At 58.7% G+C, this 20,233-nt stretch carries 17 protein-coding genes and 1 rRNA gene; 12 read left to right on the top strand and 6 right to left on the bottom strand.

The annotated features are described in order from the left end of the window. A 5S ribosomal RNA gene (rrf, locus tag ACTQXM_RS08240) occupies positions 1-87 on the top strand; the annotation flags it as partial. Positions 88-199: 112 nt separating this feature from the next. Here rrf and ACTQXM_RS08235 read toward each other — a convergent pair. After that, a complete protein-coding gene (locus ACTQXM_RS08235; RefSeq protein WP_441537533.1) occupies positions 200-670 on the bottom strand; it encodes a hypothetical protein in 471 nt (156 codons plus the stop codon). 274 nt (positions 671-944) lie between these two features. Here ACTQXM_RS08235 and ACTQXM_RS08230 point away from each other — a divergent pair, with 274 nt between their 5' ends. After that, positions 945-1,376: an Hsp20 family protein gene (locus ACTQXM_RS08230; RefSeq protein WP_427728790.1), complete on the top strand. Its 432-nt coding sequence runs from the start codon at positions 945-947 to the stop codon at positions 1,374-1,376. 80 nt (positions 1,377-1,456) lie between these two features. On the opposite strand, the gene ACTQXM_RS08225 is transcribed toward ACTQXM_RS08230, so the two are convergent. After that, positions 1,457-2,266, bottom strand: coding sequence for an MBL fold metallo-hydrolase (locus ACTQXM_RS08225; RefSeq protein WP_441537532.1), 810 nt, complete (start codon positions 2,264-2,266; stop codon positions 1,457-1,459). Positions 2,267-2,314: 48 nt separating this feature from the next. Between ACTQXM_RS08225 and tilS the strand changes: the two genes are divergently transcribed. From tilS to ACTQXM_RS08200, 5 genes are all read left to right on the top strand, one after another. Beyond that, a complete protein-coding gene (gene tilS / locus ACTQXM_RS08220) occupies positions 2,315-3,853 on the top strand; it encodes a tRNA lysidine(34) synthetase TilS (protein WP_441537531.1) in 1,539 nt (512 codons plus the stop codon). 148 nt (positions 3,854-4,001) lie between these two features. Continuing rightward, positions 4,002-4,550: a hypoxanthine phosphoribosyltransferase gene (gene hpt / locus ACTQXM_RS08215; protein WP_154517754.1), complete on the top strand. Its 549-nt coding sequence runs from the start codon at positions 4,002-4,004 to the stop codon at positions 4,548-4,550. A 1-nt stretch (position 4,551) separates the two neighbouring features. Beyond that, positions 4,552-6,699 carry an ATP-dependent zinc metalloprotease FtsH gene (gene ftsH, locus ACTQXM_RS08210; protein ID WP_441049310.1) on the top strand — a complete coding sequence of 716 codons (2,148 nt, stop codon included), beginning with the start codon at positions 4,552-4,554 and terminating at the stop codon, positions 6,697-6,699. A 184-nt stretch (positions 6,700-6,883) separates the two neighbouring features. Beyond that, the gene (locus ACTQXM_RS08205) at positions 6,884-8,068 is read left to right on the top strand and encodes a pyridoxal phosphate-dependent aminotransferase (RefSeq protein WP_154517761.1); all 1,185 of its coding nucleotides are present in this window, start codon (positions 6,884-6,886) and stop codon (positions 8,066-8,068) included. Between the two features lie 165 nt (positions 8,069-8,233). Next, positions 8,234-9,055, top strand: coding sequence for a phosphatase (locus ACTQXM_RS08200; protein WP_154517764.1), 822 nt, complete (start codon positions 8,234-8,236; stop codon positions 9,053-9,055). A 63-nt stretch (positions 9,056-9,118) separates the two neighbouring features. Here ACTQXM_RS08200 and rlmD read toward each other — a convergent pair whose 3' ends face one another. Beyond that, positions 9,119-10,567, bottom strand: coding sequence for a 23S rRNA (uracil(1939)-C(5))-methyltransferase RlmD (gene rlmD / locus ACTQXM_RS08195; RefSeq protein WP_441537530.1), 1,449 nt, complete (start codon positions 10,565-10,567; stop codon positions 9,119-9,121). 349 nt (positions 10,568-10,916) lie between these two features. Here rlmD and ACTQXM_RS08190 point away from each other — a divergent pair, with 349 nt between their 5' ends. From ACTQXM_RS08190 to ACTQXM_RS08175, 4 genes are all read left to right on the top strand, one after another. Then, positions 10,917-11,777 carry a transporter substrate-binding domain-containing protein gene (locus tag ACTQXM_RS08190; RefSeq protein ID WP_441048882.1) on the top strand — a complete coding sequence of 287 codons (861 nt, stop codon included), beginning with the start codon at positions 10,917-10,919 and terminating at the stop codon, positions 11,775-11,777. Between the two features lie 138 nt (positions 11,778-11,915). After that, positions 11,916-12,569: an amino acid ABC transporter permease gene (locus ACTQXM_RS08185; RefSeq protein WP_233502679.1), complete on the top strand. Its 654-nt coding sequence runs from the start codon at positions 11,916-11,918 to the stop codon at positions 12,567-12,569. Positions 12,570-12,621: 52 nt separating this feature from the next. Further along, positions 12,622-13,371 (top strand): amino acid ABC transporter ATP-binding protein, encoded by a 750-nt coding sequence (locus tag ACTQXM_RS08180; protein WP_441537529.1) that lies wholly within the window; start codon positions 12,622-12,624, stop codon positions 13,369-13,371. A gap of 297 nt (positions 13,372-13,668) precedes the next feature. Continuing rightward, positions 13,669-15,744, top strand: a complete 2,076-nt coding sequence (locus tag ACTQXM_RS08175) for an elongation factor G (protein ID WP_154517778.1) — start codon at positions 13,669-13,671, stop codon at positions 15,742-15,744. A 127-nt stretch (positions 15,745-15,871) separates the two neighbouring features. Here the strand turns inward: ACTQXM_RS08175 and ACTQXM_RS08170 are convergent, their stop codons facing one another. Both ACTQXM_RS08170 and ACTQXM_RS08165 read right to left on the bottom strand, forming a co-directional pair. After that, the gene (locus ACTQXM_RS08170; RefSeq protein WP_441537528.1) at positions 15,872-16,855 is read right to left on the bottom strand and encodes a DNA/RNA non-specific endonuclease; all 984 of its coding nucleotides are present in this window, start codon (positions 16,853-16,855) and stop codon (positions 15,872-15,874) included. Between the two features lie 203 nt (positions 16,856-17,058). Beyond that, positions 17,059-17,937, bottom strand: a complete 879-nt coding sequence (locus ACTQXM_RS08165; protein ID WP_441537527.1) for a hypothetical protein — start codon at positions 17,935-17,937, stop codon at positions 17,059-17,061. 167 nt (positions 17,938-18,104) lie between these two features. Between ACTQXM_RS08165 and ACTQXM_RS08160 the strand changes: the two genes are divergently transcribed. Next, a complete protein-coding gene (locus ACTQXM_RS08160) occupies positions 18,105-18,755 on the top strand; it encodes an HAD family hydrolase (protein ID WP_441537526.1) in 651 nt (216 codons plus the stop codon). A gap of 113 nt (positions 18,756-18,868) precedes the next feature. On the opposite strand, the gene ACTQXM_RS08155 is transcribed toward ACTQXM_RS08160, so the two are convergent. After that, entirely contained in the window at positions 18,869-19,981 is a 1,113-nt protein-coding gene (locus ACTQXM_RS08155) for a LacI family DNA-binding transcriptional regulator (protein WP_441537525.1), read from the bottom strand. Between the last annotated feature and the right edge of the window lie 252 nt (positions 19,982-20,233).

The following is a 20,233-nucleotide window of genomic DNA, read 5'->3' as shown; positions in this document are numbered from 1 at the left end:
CGGTCCCGTTCCGAACCCGGAAGCTAAGCCCCATCGCGCCGAGAGTACTGCGGGGCCAGCCCGTGGGAGGCCAGGGCGCCGCTGACCGGTGGACGGCACCGAGCCGTCATCGAGAATCGAGAAGGGGGAGGCCTCGCGGCCTCCCCCTTTTTCGTTTGGGCGTTGTAAACCTAAAGCCTCTACGGCTTAATGGTCTTTTCTATTTGAAGAAAATAAAACGAATGACCAGCGCGATTGCCGCGATGGCAATGATCAAGAGCGCGATTTGGAGCCGGTGCTGTTTGCATCGCCTGCTAGACGATATAAATATCGATTTTCCTTGCTTCGGCGTCTCTAAATAGCGGGCAGAATGCGTTAGGGTCTGCTTAGGGCGAGGCTCTCTTCGTTGTTGCTTAGCGGGTGTTCGGGCCTGCTCCTGGTTGTATGCGCTTTTTTTGGATAAGGGGGCATCTTTGAGATACGCCGATTCGCTCGGTGCGACGTCCATGTGTTTGCGACCTGATTGAGATTCTTCAAGGGTTTGATAACGATTGCGAGTTACATATTCAGGCTCTGTATCGTCAATAGGCTCTTGGGAAATATGGGGACGATGGTAGCGTATGGTCTGCGGATAGGTTGATTTATCGTTCTGCATCTGATCATACGAATTGTCGGAGGCTTGATCGTCCATGATGCCCTTAGGTTGTCATTAATAGTGTGTATACGCTCATTGTAAGCCCCAGCTTTGTTTAGCTAGGGCACATTTGGTATTTAAGGCACGGTTCAAAGAACCTTGACCTCATTAAACCTTAGTCACACAGACTTAGATATGCTTATAGATAGAGACTCAAAAAACTTTATATCAAAATGTATATATAAGAAATGGATGGGCATATATTAAAGCGTCAAAAGAAGTCCCTGCCACCTAGAAGATGGCTCGGCAGTCCCTTTAAGGAGTGGTAGTCATGGCAAGCATGGTTCCTTATCGTTCGGTTTTTGGTGTTCGTCCCTCTGCTAGCTCGTTGTTCGATCTGTTTGATGATATGACCGATCTGGCAAACAACTCGATCGCCTCCAAGGCGTTTCCCGTTGATGTTGAGGACAAGGGCGACGGTTACGAGGTCAAGGCTTATTTGACCGGCGTCGCGAAGGACGACATCGACGTTGAGCTCAATGAGGGTCGTCTTTCCATTAGCGTGAATGTTGAGGAGAGCGAAGAGAACAAGGACAAGAACTACCTGCAGAAGGAGTTTTGCTCTTACAGCGCGACGCGCGGTGTGTACCTGAAGGATGCTTCGAGCGAGGGACTTTCTGCAAAGTATGCTGACGGCATCCTTACCGTTACGGTTCCTAAGATTGTCGAGAAGAAGAACGTTACGAAGATTTTCATCGACTAACGTTATCGGCCATTAACATCGGTGCCTGAGTTAAGGGGGCTGGGAAGCGATTCCCGGCCCCCTTTTCTATTTGAGACAGCCTACTGAATGGTCATGGGCCGATATTGCCCGGCGGGACGTATTGTGAGTTTATGTGGCCCCTCAACGCGGGTGGCGGTGCTACCAAGCTTGTTGTCGAGTGTTGCCCCAAGTGAGCTTGCGTAGCTTTTGACGGTAAGGCCTGGGCGATTGTTGTCTTGGCTAATGTGCATCGCGATAAGCTGCTCGGTGCGATCGGTTACCAGCGCGCGTGCGGCATCGGCGGCCTGATCGTTGGAGAGATGCCCTTTTGCAGACAGGATGCGTTCCTGAAGAAAGCGAGGATAGTCTCCTTGACGCAGCATGGCTACATCGTGGTTGCTTTCGAGCGCGAGAATGCGACAGTCCCTGAGTGTATCGATGGCATGCTTCGACAACTCGCCGGTGTCGGTGGCAAAGCCAACCGAATCACCCTGGGCATCAAAACGGTAGCCGACAGGATTGACAACGTCGTGCGATGTCGAATACGTTTGAATGTGGACCCCGGCAATAGAGAGGGCGTCACCTGGGTCGAACTCCTCAACAGACAGATGTGCGAGGCTTTCCTTTGATGCGAGCGTGCCTCTGCTGGAAAAGACCGGTCCGTTCCAATGTTTACACCACACCTCAAGCCCCTTAATGTGGTCGCTGTGCTCATGGGTGACAACAAGGGCGGACACGTCGTCTGCCGAAAGGCCGAGCTCAGCCATGCGTTTGAGTGTTTCGCGGCGGGACAGTCCGTCATCGACCATAATGAGCCCCTGCGGGCCCTCGATGAGTGCGCAGTTGCCTTTAGAGCCGCTGCCGAGGATATGAAGGTGCAGGCGAGACATAAGATTCCAAAGGATACAATGAGTGCTGACGAATAGAGGAGGAAGCGAATGCCAACGGTATCACAGCATTACGGACACCATGCCGTACCCGGGGCAGTCGATGAGACCCGGACGAGGCAGCAGGCTGCTCCTGTGGTGCTCATGGTATCAGGTGGTGCGGACTCGACGGCACTGCTTCTTATGGCGTGCACATCAAAGCTGGATATCCAAGATGGACGCGGCGTTGCCCCCATTGCTCGCGAGCGCCTACATGTGCTTCATGTAAACCATCACCTGCGAGGCAAGGCATCCGACGGCGACGAGGCCTTTGTGCGCGAGCTCTGCGCACAATATGGCTTGCCGCTGTGCGTGGAGCACGCCTATTTTGATGGGGAGTCGGGCAATATCGAGGCGGCTGCGCGCGAGGTGCGTTATGCCGCGGCGCGAAGGTATGTTCGCGAGCTTTGTGCCAAGATGGGGGCGCCGAGAACGGCGGCGCGCATCTGCACTGCCCATACCTCTTCAGACCGCGCGGAAACATTTTTGATGAACGCCATTAAGGGATCGGGCCCTGCTGGGCTCTCGAGCATTCCCCGCCGAAGGAATATTGTGGTACGCCCCTTGCTCGACCTAACTCATGGCGAGCTTGTGGGCTATCTGCAGGTGCATGGTCAGCCGTGGCGCGAGGACGAGACCAACGAAGATATCTCGTATCTGCGAAACTACGTTCGCCACCGGATAATGCCAGTGCTGGCGCAGCGTAATGCGAGCGTGTGCAAGACGATTGGTGCCGCCTGTGAGATCTTGGGTGATGAGGATGCGTTTCTATCCCAGTTGTCGGCACAGGCGTTTCGAAGCTGCCTGCGCAAAGAGGCAGCGGGCGCGCTGGTGCTTGATGCCAGACGCCTTGCTGCGGCCGAGGTGGTAATCGCGCGGCGCATCGTGCGACTGGCGATTAAACGCATCGATCCGGACGCTCGCCCAGAGATGCGCCATGTGGAGCGAGTCCTCTCCTGTGTTGCCGAGGGTGCGGGTTCGGTTACGCTTCCGGCGGGGATTGACGCACGTGTCGAGTTTGGCATGCTGGCGTTTAAGGCGCCGGCGGCTCGTGAGGGCTTGGTTGCGGACTGGATTACCATACCCGGCCGTATGTCGTTGGGCGGGGGACGTATGCTGGTCACAGAAGCGATAGCCGTTGAGCCGGGATGCGATATCGTGCGCCGCGCCCGTGAGTTTGCGGCTGCTGGGGAAGTGACAGCTTTGGTGGACGCGGCTGCCCTGGGTTTTGCCAACAGCGATAGCGAGCGGATCTTGGCGGGCTCGCGCGGCGAGGTTCCTGCCGAGGGGCGATTGGCGCGCCTGTGGGTGGACGGTCCCGCACCGGGAGACGTGATGTGCCCGTTAGGCATGAGTGGCCGAAGCAAGAAGGTATCCGACTTGTTGTGCGAGGCTCGTATTCCCGTTTCCGAGCGCACCGGCGTGCCCGTGGTAAGGACGGCACCGGGGGGTGTCGTGGTGTGGGTTGCCGGAGTTCGCGCGGACGAACGCTTTAAGTGCACGGCGGCGACGCGTGTGGCCTATCTGCTTCGCGTGGTTGACGCGGATTAGCCCCTCGCACCAGTTTTTCTGTGCGGCGTTGACGGTATTCCCGCGCTGATGGTGCACGGGCTGGAAAATATACCCCGTGCGCTGCTAGAATGTGTAGTTCGCGTCCATACGGCGGTGTGTGGGCGATTAAGCACAAGAAAGGGTTGTCATGGCTTCTCAACATCCGGATATCGAGAAGGTTCTGTTTACGCAGGAGGATATCGACGGTATCGTCTCTCGCCTGGGCGAGGAGATTACGCGCGACTACGCGGGTAAGGATCTGGTGCTGATTGCGGTCTTGCGCGGCGCCGTGGTCTTTATGGGCGACCTGATGCGCAAGATCGAGCTGCCGACCAATATCGATTTCATGGCCGTTTCGAGCTATGGCGACGGTGTGAAGTCCTCGGGCATCGTGCGTATCATCAAAGACCTTGATATCGATATCCGCGGTCGTGACGTGCTGATCGTTGAAGACATTCTGGACTCGGGCCTGACGCTCAAGTATCTGATGAAGAACCTTGAGAGCCGCAAGCCCGCTTCTCTGGAGGTCGCCGCCTTCCTGTGGAAGGACGTTGAGGATCGCATCTCGGCCATTACGCCCAAGTATGTTGGAACCCATTGCCCCGATGCCTTTGTGGTGGGCTACGGCCTCGACTATGCCGAGCGCTATCGTAACCTTCCGTATCTGGGCATTTTGAAACCGGAGGTTTATTCGTAAGATGCCCGACGACCGTAACGACTACAATTCCCAGACACCCCGGGACCCTAAGATTCCGGGGATGCCCGGAGGCAAGAAACCCACACGTACGGGCTGGCTGTATTTTCTTTTGGCTTGCGCACTTCTGGGCTACGCCTTCTTTAATATGGGCTCCGGCTTTGCCAGCTCCAGCAATACCGTTAAGCTCGCGACGAGCGAGATGGTGAGCGCCATCAAGCAGGATCGCGTCGAAGATCTGACCTATACGGTTCAGGACGGAAGCGTGACGGGTCATTACTGGAAGGCGAAAAAGGACAAGGGCGACACGAGTGAGCTCAAGAGCTTTTCCTCGACCTATGTCGGCTCCGATTCGCTTGCCGAGCTCATGGCGGAGCATCCCGACACTAAGTACATCGTCAACACCAACGACCCCGATTTTTGGGGCGACTTGGCGATGAGCGTACTGCCGACGATTGCCCTGATCGCCATCATGTTCTACTTTATGCGCCAGATGATGGGCGCCAATAATAGGAACATGCAGTTTGGCAAGACCAACGCCAAGACCAACGAGGCTACGCGTCCCAAGGTCAAGTTCGAAGACGTTGCCGGCGTGGACGAGGCTGTTGAGGAGCTCGAAGAGATTCGCGATTTCTTGAGCGATCCGGACCGTTATCGCAAGCTGGGTGCCAAGATCCCGCGCGGCGTTTTGCTGGTGGGCCCTCCGGGTACCGGTAAGACGTTACTGGCCAAGGCCGTTGCCGGAGAGGCCGGTGTCCCGTTCTTTAGCATCTCGGGCTCTGACTTTGTCGAGATGTTCGTGGGCGTCGGCGCCAGCCGCGTGCGCGACCTCTTTAAGGAGGCCAAGTCTCAGGCTCCGTCGATCATCTTCATTGACGAGATTGATGCCGTGGGACGTCAGCGCGGAGCCGGTCTGGGCGGCGGTCACGACGAGCGCGAGCAGACGCTCAACCAGCTGCTGGTCGAAATGGACGGTTTTGAGGAAAGCGAATCGGTCATCCTGATCGCCGCGACCAACCGCCCCGATATTCTGGATCCGGCATTGCTGCGCCCCGGTCGTTTTGACCGCCAGGTTACGGTCGACCGCCCGGATGTGAAGGGGCGCGAGCAGATCTTGCGCGTGCATGCCGAGAACAAGCCAATGGATGAGGACGTTAAGTTTGAGAAGCTCGCCCAGATGACCGTTGGCTTTACCGGTGCCGATCTGGCAAACCTGCTCAACGAGTCCGCACTGCTTGCCGCTCGCCGTCATCGCTCCGTGATCTCGATGGACGAGGTCGAAGAATCGATGGAGCGCGTGATTGCAGGACCGCAGCGCAAGGGGCGCGTGATGACCGAAGCCGAGCGCACCACGATTGCCTACCACGAGAGCGGTCATGCTCTGGTGGGTCACATCCTGGAGCACTCCGATCCGGTTCACAAGATTTCGATTGTCAGCCGCGGTCAGGCTCTGGGCTATACGCTGCAGCTTCCGCAGGAGGATCACTTCCTCAAGACCAAGAACGAGATGCTCGACGAGCTTGCCGTGTTCTTGGGCGGTCGCGTTGCCGAGGAGCTCATGTGCGATGACATTACATCGGGCGCGAGCAACGATCTGGAGCGCGCGACCAAGATGGCGCGCGAGATGGTTACGCGTTTGGGCATGAGCGAGGAGCTGGGCACGCAAGTGTTTGGCGAGGCGCAGCATCAGGTGTTCCTTGGTCGCGATTATGCCGATCACCAGGATTACTCCGAGGAGACGGCGCGCCGCATCGATATCGAGGTTCAGCGCATCATGCGTGAGGCCCATCGCCGTGCTGTTGAGATTTTGGATGCCCGTCGCGATCAGCTCGATCTGATGGCGAAGGTGCTGCTTGAGCGCGAGACCGTCGAAGGCGACGCCGTGAACGCCCTGCTCGACAACGATTGGGATGCCTACCTTGAGCGCGAGGGCGACATTCTGGCAGCCAAGGAGGAGCGCAACGCCAAGGCGGGCGGCGTGCCGACCAAAAAGCGCACGCCTCGTATGAGCGAGGAGGAGCTGGCAGCTGATGCCGCAGCTTTTGCGCAGGCGGCCATGCAGGAAGATGCCGAAGTCGCATCCGATAGCGCTGACGATGTCGAGGCTGCTGACACAAAAAAGGCCGATGGCGACACCGAGGCCGACGAGTAGTCTTTGTCGTGAGAGCCTCCGCGGGGAAACCTGCGGAGGCTTTTTGAGCGATATGGGGCCATCTGTTGATTGGGGACAGACTTAAATGAGCGTTTTCACGCATTTAAGTCTGTCCCCAATTAACATTGCTGCGGTACTTTGCTTGACTAAAGCGTACAATACCGCCTATGCGAAAGGGGAACAGATGATCAACGAAACCATGTTTGCTCGCGGCGCGGAAAGCTCTATCATCCGCGAGATCTTTAGCTATGGACTTGAACGCAAGGCACAGATCGGTGCGGAGAACGTATTCGATTTTTCGCTGGGCAACCCGAGTGTTCCGGCGCCCGCTGCCGTGGCGGAGTCCATCAAAAAGGCCTTGGAGCTGCCGAGCGACCAACTGCACGGATACACGCCCGCACCAGGCCTGCCGCAATGTCGTGTCGCTGTGGCCGAGTCGCTCAACCGTCGTTTTGGCACGAGCTATGAGGGTAAAGATGTCTTTATGACCGTGGGTGCGGCGGCTTCGCTCACCTGCACGCTCAACGCTGTTACCAATCCCGGTGACGAGGTCATTGTTATCGCCCCGTACTTTCCGGAGTATCGCGTGTGGATTGAGAAGGCCGGCTGTACGTGTGTCGAGGCACCCGCCGATGAAGACACGTTCCAGCTGAGCGTGGGCAACGTGCTCAAGGCGATTACTGATAAGACGGCGGCCGTCATTATCGACTCGCCCAACAACCCGACCGGTGCCGTATATACGCGCGACACGCTGACGCGACTGGCCAATGTTCTGCGCGAGGTCAATGCCAAGCGTGATCCCGAGAATCCGATTATGCTCATCTCGGATGAGCCGTACCGCGAGATCGTGTACGGTGCCGAGGTGCCCTGGGTACCCTCAATCTACGAGAACACCGTCGTGTGCTATTCGTATTCCAAGTCGCTGTCGCTGCCGGGTGAGCGTGTGGGTTGGATTTTGGTTCCCAACACCAATCCGCAGGCTGCTCGCCTTATGCCGGCCGTCGCCGGTGCCGCCCGTACACTGGGTTTTGTGTGCGCACCGGCGCTCTTCCAGCGCGTGATTATCGACTGCATCGATGAGCCGAGTGATGTCGAAGCCTATGCTCGCAACCGAACGGCGCTCACCGACGCATTGGCGGAGTACGGCTACACCTACGTTGAGCCGGACGGCGCTTTCTATCTGTGGGTGAAGGCGCTCGAGCCCGACGCAAACGCTTTTTGCGAGCGTGCAAAGAAGTACGAGTTGCTCGCGGTGCCTTCGGATAGCTTTGGCATGCCGGGTTGGTTCCGCTTGGGTTATTGCGTGAGTTACGAAACGATTATCAATTCGCTACCAGCTTGGAAACAGTTGGCGGACGAGTATCGTTAAAAGCAGAGCGCTCTGCCTACAATGTTTTACGTGAAACGGGGTTTGGTGTTAAACCGGACCCCGTTGTCGTGGACGTTGTGTCTTTGGGATGGAGCGGTTTTACGACTATCGAAGGCTATGCGTACAATGAATATACGCGACGGCCATACCAGATAAGGAGACCTGATGCCCTACCTGCTTTCCTGTGACATTCATACCCATACGATGTTCTCTGCGCATGCATATTCGACCATTGAGGAGAATGTGTACTGGGCGGCAGAGCGTGGCCTGCAGGTGCTTGGATCTGCCGACCATCTGAGCTCTATGGTTACGGCTTGCCCCAATGACCTGCGCAGTTACCAGTTCTTTATCAACCAGGATATATGGCCGCGCATTTGGAGCGGCGTGTTGGTGCTGCGTGGCGCCGAGGCCGATATCGTTTCGCTGGACGGAAGCCTGTTTGGCGAGGACACTCCTGTCACGCTCGATATTGCCGGCGATTCGTACAGCCGTCAGCATTCGCTGTTCGATCGGGTTACGCGTAATTTGGATTATTTGGTTGCAAGCGTGCATAATCCGCAGTTCGCTGAAGGCGCGACGCTGGCCCAGACGACCGAGATGTATATCAATGCTCTGGAGCACCCCAAGGTGTTTATGCTGGGGCATACGGGTCGATCGGGCGTGCCGTTCGATATCGACGAGGTGTTGCTTGCTGCTAAGGCTAAGCATAAGATCATCGAGATCAACAATCACAGTCTTGAGCATGGCGCGGATGCCGAGCATTGGGACGTGTGCCGCAAGATTGCCGAGCGGTGCGCCGAGCTGGGCGTGGGGATTGGCGTCTCGACCGATGCGCACATTGGTATGGCAATTGGTAAGCTCGACCAAGCGCGCAAGATGCTCGACGAGATTCACTTTCCGCTGGATTTGATCGTGACGCGCGACCGCGAGACGCTACTGCGCGAGATGGCGGCAGCCGGCGTGTGTGACCTGCGCAAGAGGATGTAGCGGAGTTCATAAACCAAGTAAGGGGGCGGCCCAGACGGGGCGCCCCCTTCTTGTACCGGTGGATTAGCGGCGCTCGAGGACCGCTACAGTTTCGGTGTGGTCGGTATGGGGGAACATGTCGACGGGCGTGATCTTGAGCAGGCGATAGCCACCGTCGAGGAGCTGGTGCAGGTCACGCTCTTGGGTCACAGGGTTGCAGCTGATATAGGTGATGCGGCGAGGTCTAAGCGCGCAGGCGGCTTCGAGGAACTCGGGGGTAGAGCCGGCACGCGGCGGATCGATGGAAAGGACGGTGACGCGCTCGTTGTTGTCGGCGGCATCTAGGATGTAGTCGGTGGCATCGTCGGCCATAAACCAGGCGCTGCGGGTAAGACCGTTGAGCTCGGCGTTGCGGCGTGCGTCGGCAATGCCCGCCGGGTTGCGCTCCACGCCAAGTAACATGATGCCGATGCCCTTGTTCTGAGCTTCTTTAGCTGCGCAAAGACCGATGGTGCCGCTGCCGCAGTAGGCATCCATGAGAACATCGCCCTGGTGCAGATCCATACCGTCGATAGCGAGCTGGTAGAGCAGCTCGGTCTGCTGCGGGTTGGTCTGGTAGAACGCGGTGGGGGAGATATCGAACTCGCAGCCGAGTAGCTGGTCGCGCATGCATTCAGCGCCATACACGATGTGGGTTTCCTCACCCAGGATGGCGTTGCCAGGGCGTCCGTTGATGTTTTGGGCGACGGTGACGATACGCGGATCGAGTGCGGCGATGGCCTCAAAGAATTCCTGCGCATGCGGCAGGTCGCGCTGGGCGGTAACGAGGGTGATCATGATCTGGTCGGTGCGCCAGCCGCAGCGAACGACGGCATAGCGAAGCAGGCCCAGATGCTTGTCCTCGTTAAAGGCGGGAATGTGCAGGCGGTCGGCCTCACGCGCAATGCCGTTAAGAATCTGACGGGCTCCCGGTGCCTCGACGGGGCATTCGGGAACAGCGACGATTCTGTGCGTGCCGCGCTCAAAAAAGCCGCAGCGGACAGCGCCCCCTTTGCCGGGGGCAAAGGGAGTGGCGGCCTTATGGCGAAAACCACGCGGCGCAGGATATTTGCCCGGGTCGCCCAGAGTAACGTCCATACCGCGAATGGGATCGACGGTTATGCCCTCACGCTCGCAAAGAGCAGCAAAAAGTTCTTCCATGGCAGCCTGCTTGGTCGCCAGCTGCTTCTTATAAGGCCTGTTGAGCGCCGTGCATCCACCGCAAGCTTTCATGATGGAACAAGGCGACTTGGGATCAACGGCCTTATGAGCGGACCGGGACGACTCATTATGCGAGCGCTTGGAACGAGCTTGAGGCGCCTTATCCTCGCTCCGACGAAAGCTGGGGCGCTTGGTCTTAGCCTTGCCCTTGGCCGACTTACCCTTCGCATCCTGAGACGACTTGGATTTCTTGGAAGATTTTTTCTCCTCCGACCCCTCAGCCGCCTCGATCAAAGCACGACGAGCCTTACGCTCCGCACGAGATTCTGCCATGAAGTAACCCCACTAATTTATAAATTGAAATCTGAAAGCATTGTACCGTGCCAAGCTAGCAGACGATATACAAGCGTCCACTTCACGTTAGTGATAAGTCCAACGACGTTTGCCCGGCGCGGGCGGGGAGCGGCGCGTAATTAAGTTTATCGCGAGTTCCGCACGCAAAGGAAAGCACTTAATGTGCTTTCCGTCTTGCGCAGGACTGTAGAGCAGGAAACTTAATTACGCGCCGCTCCCCGCCCGCGCCGGGCAACTTCTCCCTTGTACTCTATCAAGGTAAAGTGTATGATTCTGGGCGTTACATGAATCACTTTACTTAACTAAAGCGCCATCAAGGGGGAATACCATGAATACCGATATGTCTCGTCGTCAGTTTGTTGGTCTAGCCGGCTCGCTCGCCACGGTGCTTGGCCTTGGTCTTGTCGGCTGCGGCGGTGGTGCCGACAAGGGTTCCACTGCCGGCTCTGCTGCGGCAAAGGACGCCAAGGGCGCTGTGGAGTCTAAGAAGCTCGTGGTGGGCTTTGACAAGTCCTATCCTCCGTATGGCTTTGTGGGCGACGATGGCGAGTACACCGGCTTTGATCTCGATTTGGCCAAGGCAGTTGCCGATAAGCAGGGCTGGGAGGTCAAGTACGAGGCCATCGACTGGGACGCCAAGGATACGCTGCTCAACTCGGGCGCCATCAACTGCATCTGGAACGGCTTTACCATGGAGGGCCGCGAGGACGACTACACGTTCTCCGAGCCGTACATGCTCAATGAGCAGGTGCTGGTGGTCAAGAAGGATGCGGGCATCAAGAGTTGGGACGACCTTGCCGGCAAGACCGTGATTACCCAGACCGATTCTGCCGCGCAGGATGTGCTAGAGGGTGACCAGAAGGATCTGGCGGCGACGTTTGCCACGCTCGATACCATCGGCGAGTACAACACGGCTTTTATGCAGCTCGAGAGCGGCGCGGTCGATGCGGTGGCTTGCGACCTTTCGATCGCCCAGTATCAGCTTGCCGCCAAGCCCGATGCCTATACGCAACTTGACAAGCCGCTGTCCAGCGAGCACTACGCCGTTGGCTTTAAAAAGGGCGACACCAAGTCGGCCGACGCCGTGACCGAGTCGCTTAAGGCGCTCTATGAGGACGGTACAGTCAAGGACCTGTGCGACAAGTATGCGAGCTACGGTCTATCCTTCGACAACTGGGTTTTGAAATAGCCACAGCACCCAACCTTGCGGCTCCAACCCTCCTCGCGTACCAAAGTACGCTTCGTCGGGCTTGTCGCTCGCAATCTTGGGCACTGTGCCTATTTCAATTAACACCTGCTGTTCTGTTGCTGTGAAAGAGAGCTTGGGTTGTCTATTCAGGTCATGATGCAGATGCTTGGCCAGGGTTTCTTGGTCAGTTTGCAGTTGTTTGTGCTCACGCTGTTGGGCTCGATTCCCTTGGGAATTCCCGTGGCGTTTATGCGCATGAGCAAAATCGCGCCGCTGCGTTGGATTGCGCGCATCTACATTTCGGTCATGCGCGGTACGCCGCTCATGCTGCAGATGTTTGCCATCTACTTTGCTCCGTATTATGTCTTTGGTATTTCGCTCACGCCCGATTCCAAGTGGACGGCGTGCGTCGTGGCATTCATCATCAACTATGCCGGCTACTTTGCCGAGATCTATCGCTCGGGTTTGCAGTCTATCCCGCGTGGTCAATATGAGGCCGCCGAGGTGCTGGGCTACTCACGCCTGCAGACGTTTTTGTACATTGTGATGCCGCAGGTCGCCAAGCGCATTTTGCCGGCGATGGGCAACGAGATCATCACGCTGGTCAAGGACACGTCGCTGGCATTTGCCATCGGCGTGGGGGAGATGTTCTCGACGGCTAAGGCACTGGTTGCCTCTCAAGTGAGCATGGTGCCGTTTGCGATTGCGGCACTGATCTACTGGGTCTTTAACTTTGTGGTCGAGATGCTGCTGGGCGCCGCCGAAAAGCGACTTGACTACTACCACGACTAGCCTGTTCCGTCGTGCTTTTCAACACATGGAGGTTCCCGTGTCCGGAACGGTAATGAATATAACGAGCGCGCGCAAGGCGTTTGGTGGCAATGAGGTGCTCAAGGATATCTCGCTCGAGGTAAAGCGCGGCGAGGTCGTGGCGATTATCGGACCTTCGGGCGGCGGTAAGTCAACGCTGTTGCGCTGCGCAACGCTGCTCGAGACGCTTGACGGCGGCTCGCTTTCGTTTGGTGATCTAGCCGTTGCGACGGATGTGGGATCGGGCACGGTGTATGCGAAAGGCGATGTGCCCAAGCAGGCGCGCTCGCGTTTTGGCCTGGTGTTTCAGAACTACAATTTGTTCCCGCACTATACCGTGATGAAAAACATTACCGACGCTCCGATTCGCGTGCTCAAGCGCCCGCGCGAGCAGGTCGAAGCACGTGCGCGTGAGTTGATCGCGCAGATGGGGCTTACGGGCAACGAGAACAAGGTGCCATGCGAGCTTTCGGGCGGTCAGCAGCAACGTGTGAGTATTGCGCGTGCCTTGGCGCTCGATCCAGAGATCTTGTTCTTCGATGAGCCGACCTCGGCACTCGATCCCGAGCTAACGGCCGAGGTGCTGCGCGTCATTAAAGACCTTGCCGCGCAGAATATGACGATGGTGATCGTGACCCATGCGATGCAGTTTGCGCGCGATGTTGCCGATCGCGTGGTCTTTATGGACGGCGGTCGCATTGTCGAGGAGGGTCCTGCCGAGCAGGTTATCGGCCATCCGCGCGAACGGCGCACGCGCGAGTTCCTGAGCCGTATCGAGGGCTAGGCTCAAGTAGACATTGAGGCGAAACCGCTGCAGGTCTTATGGCCTGCGGCGGTTTTTATTTGCGCCGATGGGGCTTAATAACCGCCTCAGGCGTTTGCCCCCTCCTCTCGCCGCCCGTATTCATACGTGCGCCGAAAGGTGTGCATGGACAGTCGCCCGCGAGGGTAGGGTGGTGGCATAGGACATTTGGAGGGTGAGCCGGATCGGCTGCCGACCATGCTGCTCCCGGGACGGCATCGACCGCGAACTCTCCCCGTTGGCGTCGCGCATTGCGCGCGGCCCTGCAAGGAGGTCATCATGGGTGCTCCCAAGACCGGTAATGTAAGGAACGTGGTGCTCGTAGGCCAAGGTGGGGTGGGCAAGACTTCACTCGCCGAGGCCATGCTCCACCTTTCCGGCAAGACCGCCCGCCTGGGCGGCCACGACGGCACCAAGCCCACGCTCGACTATGACCCCGAAGAGGTCAAGCGTGCGTTTTCCATCTCGACGACCATTGCGCCGATCGACTGGAAGGGTGCGCGCATCAATGTGCTCGATGCCCCGTGCTACCCCGATTTTATCGGCGACGCCTTTGCCGCGATGAGCGTCTGCGAGACGGCTCTGTTTGTGGTCGACGCCGAGGCCGGCCCGCAGCCTACGACGGTTAAGCTCTGGTATGCCGCCGAGGACCTGCGTCTGGCGCGTGCGGTGTTCGTAAACCGCCTGTCGCGCTCCGAGGCCAGCTTTGCGACCACGATGGACCTGCTGCAGGAGCGCTTTGGCACGCGCCTGGGCGCCGTGACCCTTCCCTGGGGCGAGGGCGAGGACTTTGACGGTATCATCGACCTGGTGCGCATGAAGGCGCGCCATTGCAACGGCGCCGAAGCCGTTGAGTCGGAGATTCCCGAGGAGTATCGTGCCCAGGCCGAGGAAGCCCATGACCATCTGTGCGAGCTGGTGTCCGAGGCTGACGACGAACTGATGATGAAGTACTTGGAAGGCGAGGAGACGCTGACGCAGGAGGAGCTTGAAGGCCTGCTGTCGAAGGCGATCGCCGAGCGCATCTTTGTGCCGGTCTTTGCGGGCGATTGCATCAAGGAGCAGGGCGTCAACTCGCTGATGGACGACATCGCCACGTACTTCCCGGCGCCGACCGACTATGGTGAAATGCCGCTCATCGACGGTGATTCGCTCAAGATCTCGAGCGACGATGACCGCCCGGTGGCGTTTGTGTTTAAGACCCTGGCCGATCCTCAGCAGGGTCGCATCAGCTTCATCAAGGTGCTGACGGGCACGCTTGAGCCGGGCCTTGAGCTGATCAACGCGCGCACCCGCAAGAGCGATCGTCTGGCTCACCTGTATGTGATGTGCGGCCGCGACATGACCGAGGTCGGTCACGCCTATGCCGGCGATATCATCGTGGCGCCCAAGCTGGCGGCCGAGACGGGCGATACGCTCTCGATTACCGGCAAGGTCGAGGCTGCGGCGTTTAAGTTCCCCAACTCGCAGTACCGCATCGCCATCGAGGCCGAGAATCGCGGCGACGAAGAGAAGCTCTACACGTTTATCGAGAAGGCATGCAAGGCCGATCCGACCATGAGCATTGACCGCGACGAGGAGACCGGCCAGACCATCATTTCGGCGGTGGGCGAGGCGCAGGTTTCGGTCCTGCTCAATCGTCTTGAGGACCGTACCAAGGTCGCGGCCAAGAGCGTGCCGATTCGCATCCCGTATCGCGAGACCATTCGCCGCACGGCAACTGCCCAGGGCCGCCACAAGAAGCAGACCGGCGGCGCCGGCCAGTATGGTGACTGCTGGCTGCGCGTAGAGCCGCTCATTGGGCCCGACGGTACGAGCGACGGCTATGAGTTTGTGGACGAGGTCGTAGGCGGCCGCATTCCGCGCTCGCTGATCCCTGCCGTGGACAAGGGCGTTCAGGAGACCATGAAGGACGGCATCATTGCCGGCTACCCGCTTACGGGCATTCGCGTGGCTGTGTACGACGGCTCGTATCACAGCGTCGATTCCAACGAGATGGCGTTCCGCGCGGCGGCTCGCATCGGCCTGCGCAAGGCATGCGCCGACGCCGACCCGGTGGTGCTGGAGCCCATCGAGGAAATCACGGTGACTATTCCCGAGAGCTACGCCGGCGCCGTGATGGGCGACATCTCGGCCTCGCGCGGTCGCGTGACGGGTATGGAGACCGATGAGCGCGGAGACACCGTGGTCATCGCTCAGGCGCCTCTCGCCGAGCTGACGGATTACTCGACGCGTCTGCGCTCCATCACGCGCGGCACGGGCGACTTTACCATGAAGCCTGCGGGCTATGAGCAGGTGCCTTATGACGTTCAGGCCAAGCTCGTGGAGCGCTATGAGGAGGGCCGTGCCAAGTAGCGTTGGGCGTTGTCTGTAACATACATGCCGATGCAAGGGCCGCTCTGGGCAATCCAGGCGGCCCTTTTTGATCCCTGGGGGATGGAGGAAAACGGTTCATTTAGGTTTTGGGGCAGCTTGGCCGGCCCTAGTCTCCCGAGGCCTGATTGCGGCCGGTAGCGTAGTCGATCTGCACATGCGGCTGCAGGTTGTAGCAGTACACGTGGAAGCAGAGAGTTTTGCCGTGGTCCTCGACCGATTGCGCCTCAAGACGCACGCCACGGCAGACGAGCTCCTCTTCGTTGTACATAGGCGTGACACGGTAGAGCACATGGTTGCCCGTCTCGCGGATGTAGCCGAGAATCTGCTCCTCAAATGGCAGCATGCCCGTTTCGTTGAGATAACGCGTGCCGGTGAGGAGATTCTTGCGGTTGGCGTTTTCGCCGCAGAGCGACCAGGCGATGAGGTGACAGCGATTGTAGAGGCTCTGGCCCGGAATAAAGTCGTAGCGCTGCTGGCGCCATCCGGCGGGATGGATACGCGAGATATCGCCGCGCTCGCCTTGACCGAGCGATTCGGGGCCCACGCAAGCGAGCGCTTTGCGGGTGCGGCCCAGGCTGTCGAGCTTGGAGAACTTCTTAAAGCAGCCCTCTTCGGCGGCGCGCTCGTATTCATCGAGCGTGAATGATGGTGTGCCCAACGGGTGCGTGCTGTCGGCTCGCAGGGCAACATAGGGGTTGCCCGCGTAGTCAGGAATGCTGCTGAGGTATACGCCGCGGGCGCGGTCGAGATTGGGGTTTTCGACCTCGTCGATGGGGGTGGCGGGGCTATCTGTGGAAGTGTCGTCACCGGTGCCGGTTGCGGCGGAATCGGAGCCATCGCCAGCGTCCTGGCTTTTTTGAGAGTCCGAGGAGCTCGCTGTTCCCGATTCGAGTCGGGCAACCAGGTCTGCCTCGTCGTCGGTGCGGCTGGGACTCTCGTCTTGCTTCTCGGCCAGAGCCGCCGCCTGTTCATCACTTTGCGGCGAGAGCAGTCTGGGCGCCCCGTCGAGCGATCCCGTAAACAGCGCAAACCCCAGCACCACAGCGGTGCCGATAGAAAGTGCTTGCTTGTAGGCGGACTTGCGCGACATGGTGACTCCTGGACGGACGGTTGGGAGTCTACCAGTCTAGCAGGAGCCGGCAGGGGCCGTTCTGTCGAACAAATACTTAAGATTTGGGACAAACGCTACGGATTCATTTGCCTCATATGGAGCTGCGGCGGTTGTGAATGTGGGGCTATTCGGCGTTTCCCCAGATAAAACCTGCCAAAATAAACCTGTCCCTTTTTGGTAGGTTACTGGTTCATGTTGCCGTGGATGTAGGGGGTGACTTCGGGGGAGATGTGGCTGCAGCCCAGCTCGCGCAGCTCGGACTCGATGGCGGCGGGCAGCGGGGTCTTGCCCTCGGCATTGACGGTAGCACCGCCGAGAGCGGCAATCTTGGCGACATCTGCGTGAGCGGCTTCGATACGCATGCAGCCGCCGACCAAGCGCGCGCGTACCTGCGCCAGACCAAGATCGTGCAGGTAGTCCTCGCAGGCGCGGATTAAATCGACCTTCTCATGCGTAAGCTCCTCGCCTGTGGGGACGCGCGTGGCAAGACAGGCTCCCGCCGGCAGGTTCCAAACGGGATAGCCCCATGCGCGCAGCAGCTCACGCTCTTCGTCCTTGGTAAAGCCGACCTCCATAAGAGGGGAGCGTACGCCGAGCTCTTTGGCAGCGCGCATGCCGGGACGGTAGTCACCGCGATCGCTTGCATTGCTGCCATCGATGACGGTGGGAAAGCCGAGCGACTTAGCGTGGTTGACGATGGCGGTAAAGCCGGCGTGCTTGCAGTGGTAGCAACGGTTGGCGTCGTTGCAGGCTACTTGGGGGAGCTGCAGCTGATCGACCGAAAGATTGAGCACGGGGAGCTTAAAATGCGGTCCCTCATTGGTTTGCCTGTCAACGGATCGCTCAAACGAGGTCTGTTCGGGCGTGCCGATGAGCGGCGTGGTGAGGTGAACGAGAAGCGTGCTGGCAGGCATGATGCGGGCGCAGACCGCGGCCAAAAAGCTGCTGTCGACGCCACCGGAAAAGCCGATGGCGACGCGTCCGTATGCCAAAAGCAGCTGTTCGAGCGCCGCGAGTTTGTCCTGAAGCTCCTTTGCAGGTGCGGTAGTGTCTGAAAGCATAAAACAATCCTTACCATTGAGTACTCGGTCGAAAACTATAATCCTATCGGACTGCTCGTCATATGACTTTTGCCTATGTAACGATAGTGCAATATGCTATATACGTTATATACAAGTTTGTAAAGTGCGCTAGAGTGGCCGTAATGCAATCCGGTGAGGGGACCGATATGATCAAGACTGTAATTTTTGACATGGACGGAACGCTGGTCGATACCGAGCGTTTGGGCATCAAGGCATGGAAGGCGGGCGCTGCCGAGCTGGGGGTCGCGATTGATGATGCGCTGATCCATCAGTTTATCGGCCGCACTCTGCCCGATGTCATGGACATCCTTGATAAGCATTACGGCAGCCATGAAACCACCGAGGCGATCTATGTTCGCCACAAGGAGATTCGCGACGAGATGGTCAAGACCGATTTGGAGCTTAAGGCCGGTGCCGCCGAGTGCCTCGACGAGCTGCTGGCTGCGGGCTATCACGTGGGTCTAGCGACGTCGTCGCGCCTCGCTACGGCCGAGCGCAACCTTAAGATGGTCGGCCTTTTTGACAAGTTTGAGACGGTGACCTGCGGCGAGGACGTCGTGCACGGCAAGCCCGACCCCGAGATGTATCTGCTTGCCTGCGAGCGCGCGGGCTTTGCTCCCGAGGAATGCGCTGTGGTCGAGGATTCACGCAACGGCTGCGTCTCTGGCATCACGGCCGGCTGCCATGTCTTTGCCGTCCCCGACATTGTGCCGCTGCCGCAGAATGTGGTGGATGGCTGCGAGGCCGTGCTCGATACGCTGTTCGACCTTGCGGCGGCGGTCAAGGCCGTGCGCTAGACAGCTGCGGCGTTGAAACGGGCAATTGCCCACATTTACGCTTAAGCATAAGGGGTCCGGCAATGGCCGGGCCTCTTTTGCTTAAGCTGCGTTTTGGCATACTGGTCGACGTGCTATAGATACGCGCCCAGGTTGATGGCGGTGGCTTCGGCTTGGCTGCTTGCCTGGGTGCTGGCGCGCTCTAAGAGGAACGGCCGCACGAGTTCCTGACGGTTGATGTCCTCGGCGGCTGTGACCTCGGTGACGGTGCGTGCGGCGGAGCCGATACGGACGCGTTTGGTTTTTGTCGGCGCCTTGTTCTCGATCTGCTCCATGAGCAGCTGGACACCCTTGCGGCCAATCTCGTAGCCCGGGGGTGCTACGGTGGTGAGCGGTACTGCGCCGCTCCATGCAAGCGGGTTACCGTCGCAGCCGGCCACGCGAACTTGCTTGGGGACGGAGATGCCTTTGTCGATCAACGCCGAGATAACACCCGAGGCCAATACGTCGGTTAGGCCGATGACGAAATCGGGACGCTCGTCAGCAGAGCGCTCGGCAATCTGGGCGCCGATGCCGTAACCGTCGGCAGCGGTATTCCATTCTCCGGCGTCAATGACCTCAATTTTGATGTCGGGATGAAGGGCGAGGGCCTTGTGAATGCCAAGCACGCGCAGGGTGAGCTGCATAAATGCCGCTCTGCCCACAACGGTGATATGGCGTGCGCCGCGGGCAATGGCGAGCTCGGCGATAATGCGCCCCTGTGCCTCGTTATCGGCGGCCACGTAGTAACCGGGCTCGGAACAGTGGATGTCCAGATGGACAATCGGCACGGGCATCTTGGTCATGGCGGGGTGCCAATCGGGGGATGCCATGGGCTGAACCATGACGCCGGACATCTGCGTGCCCATAAAATAGCGCAGGTAGTGGTCTTCGAGGATGTCGTCGTTATCGGCGTTGGCGATGAGCAGGTCGTAACCGTGCTTGCGGGCCTCGTTATGGGCACCGCTGGCAATTTGGAGCGAGAAGCCGTGGTCGAGACGGGGGAGGACCAGGCCAAAGGACTTGGTGGTGCCTCCTGCGAGCTGACGGGCGCTTTGGTTGGGCAGGTAGCCAAGGCGATTGATGGTCTCGTTGATGAGTTTGAGGGTCTCGGGGCGCAGCTTTTCGGGATGGTTGAGCGCGTTGGATACCGTGCCCAGCGAGACCCCGGCCTCGCGTGCGACGTCGCTGATTTTTACCTTTGCCATAGCGGCCCCTTTGATGCGTTTCAAGTACAAGCCAGATTGTAGCATCGCCCGTCCCTAGGGTGTCAAAACCTGCCAATTAGGGACAGGTTTATTTTGGCAGGTTTTATCTGGGGAAACGCTATTGCCAACGCGACCACCACGAAGGGGACAGTGAACTGCGCCCCGAAACTTGGACTGAATAAATAGCGACTACGCCGCAAGGGCCCGGTTCCGGAACTCCTCCGGCGTCAGGCCCTTCAATCTTACCTGCCT

It is taken from the genome of Collinsella sp. LCP19S3_D3, from assembly GCF_052121455.1.
In the GTDB taxonomy this organism is placed as follows: Bacteria; Actinomycetota; Coriobacteriia; order Coriobacteriales; family Coriobacteriaceae; genus Collinsella.
This window is presented reverse-complemented; position numbering and strand designations above follow the sequence as displayed.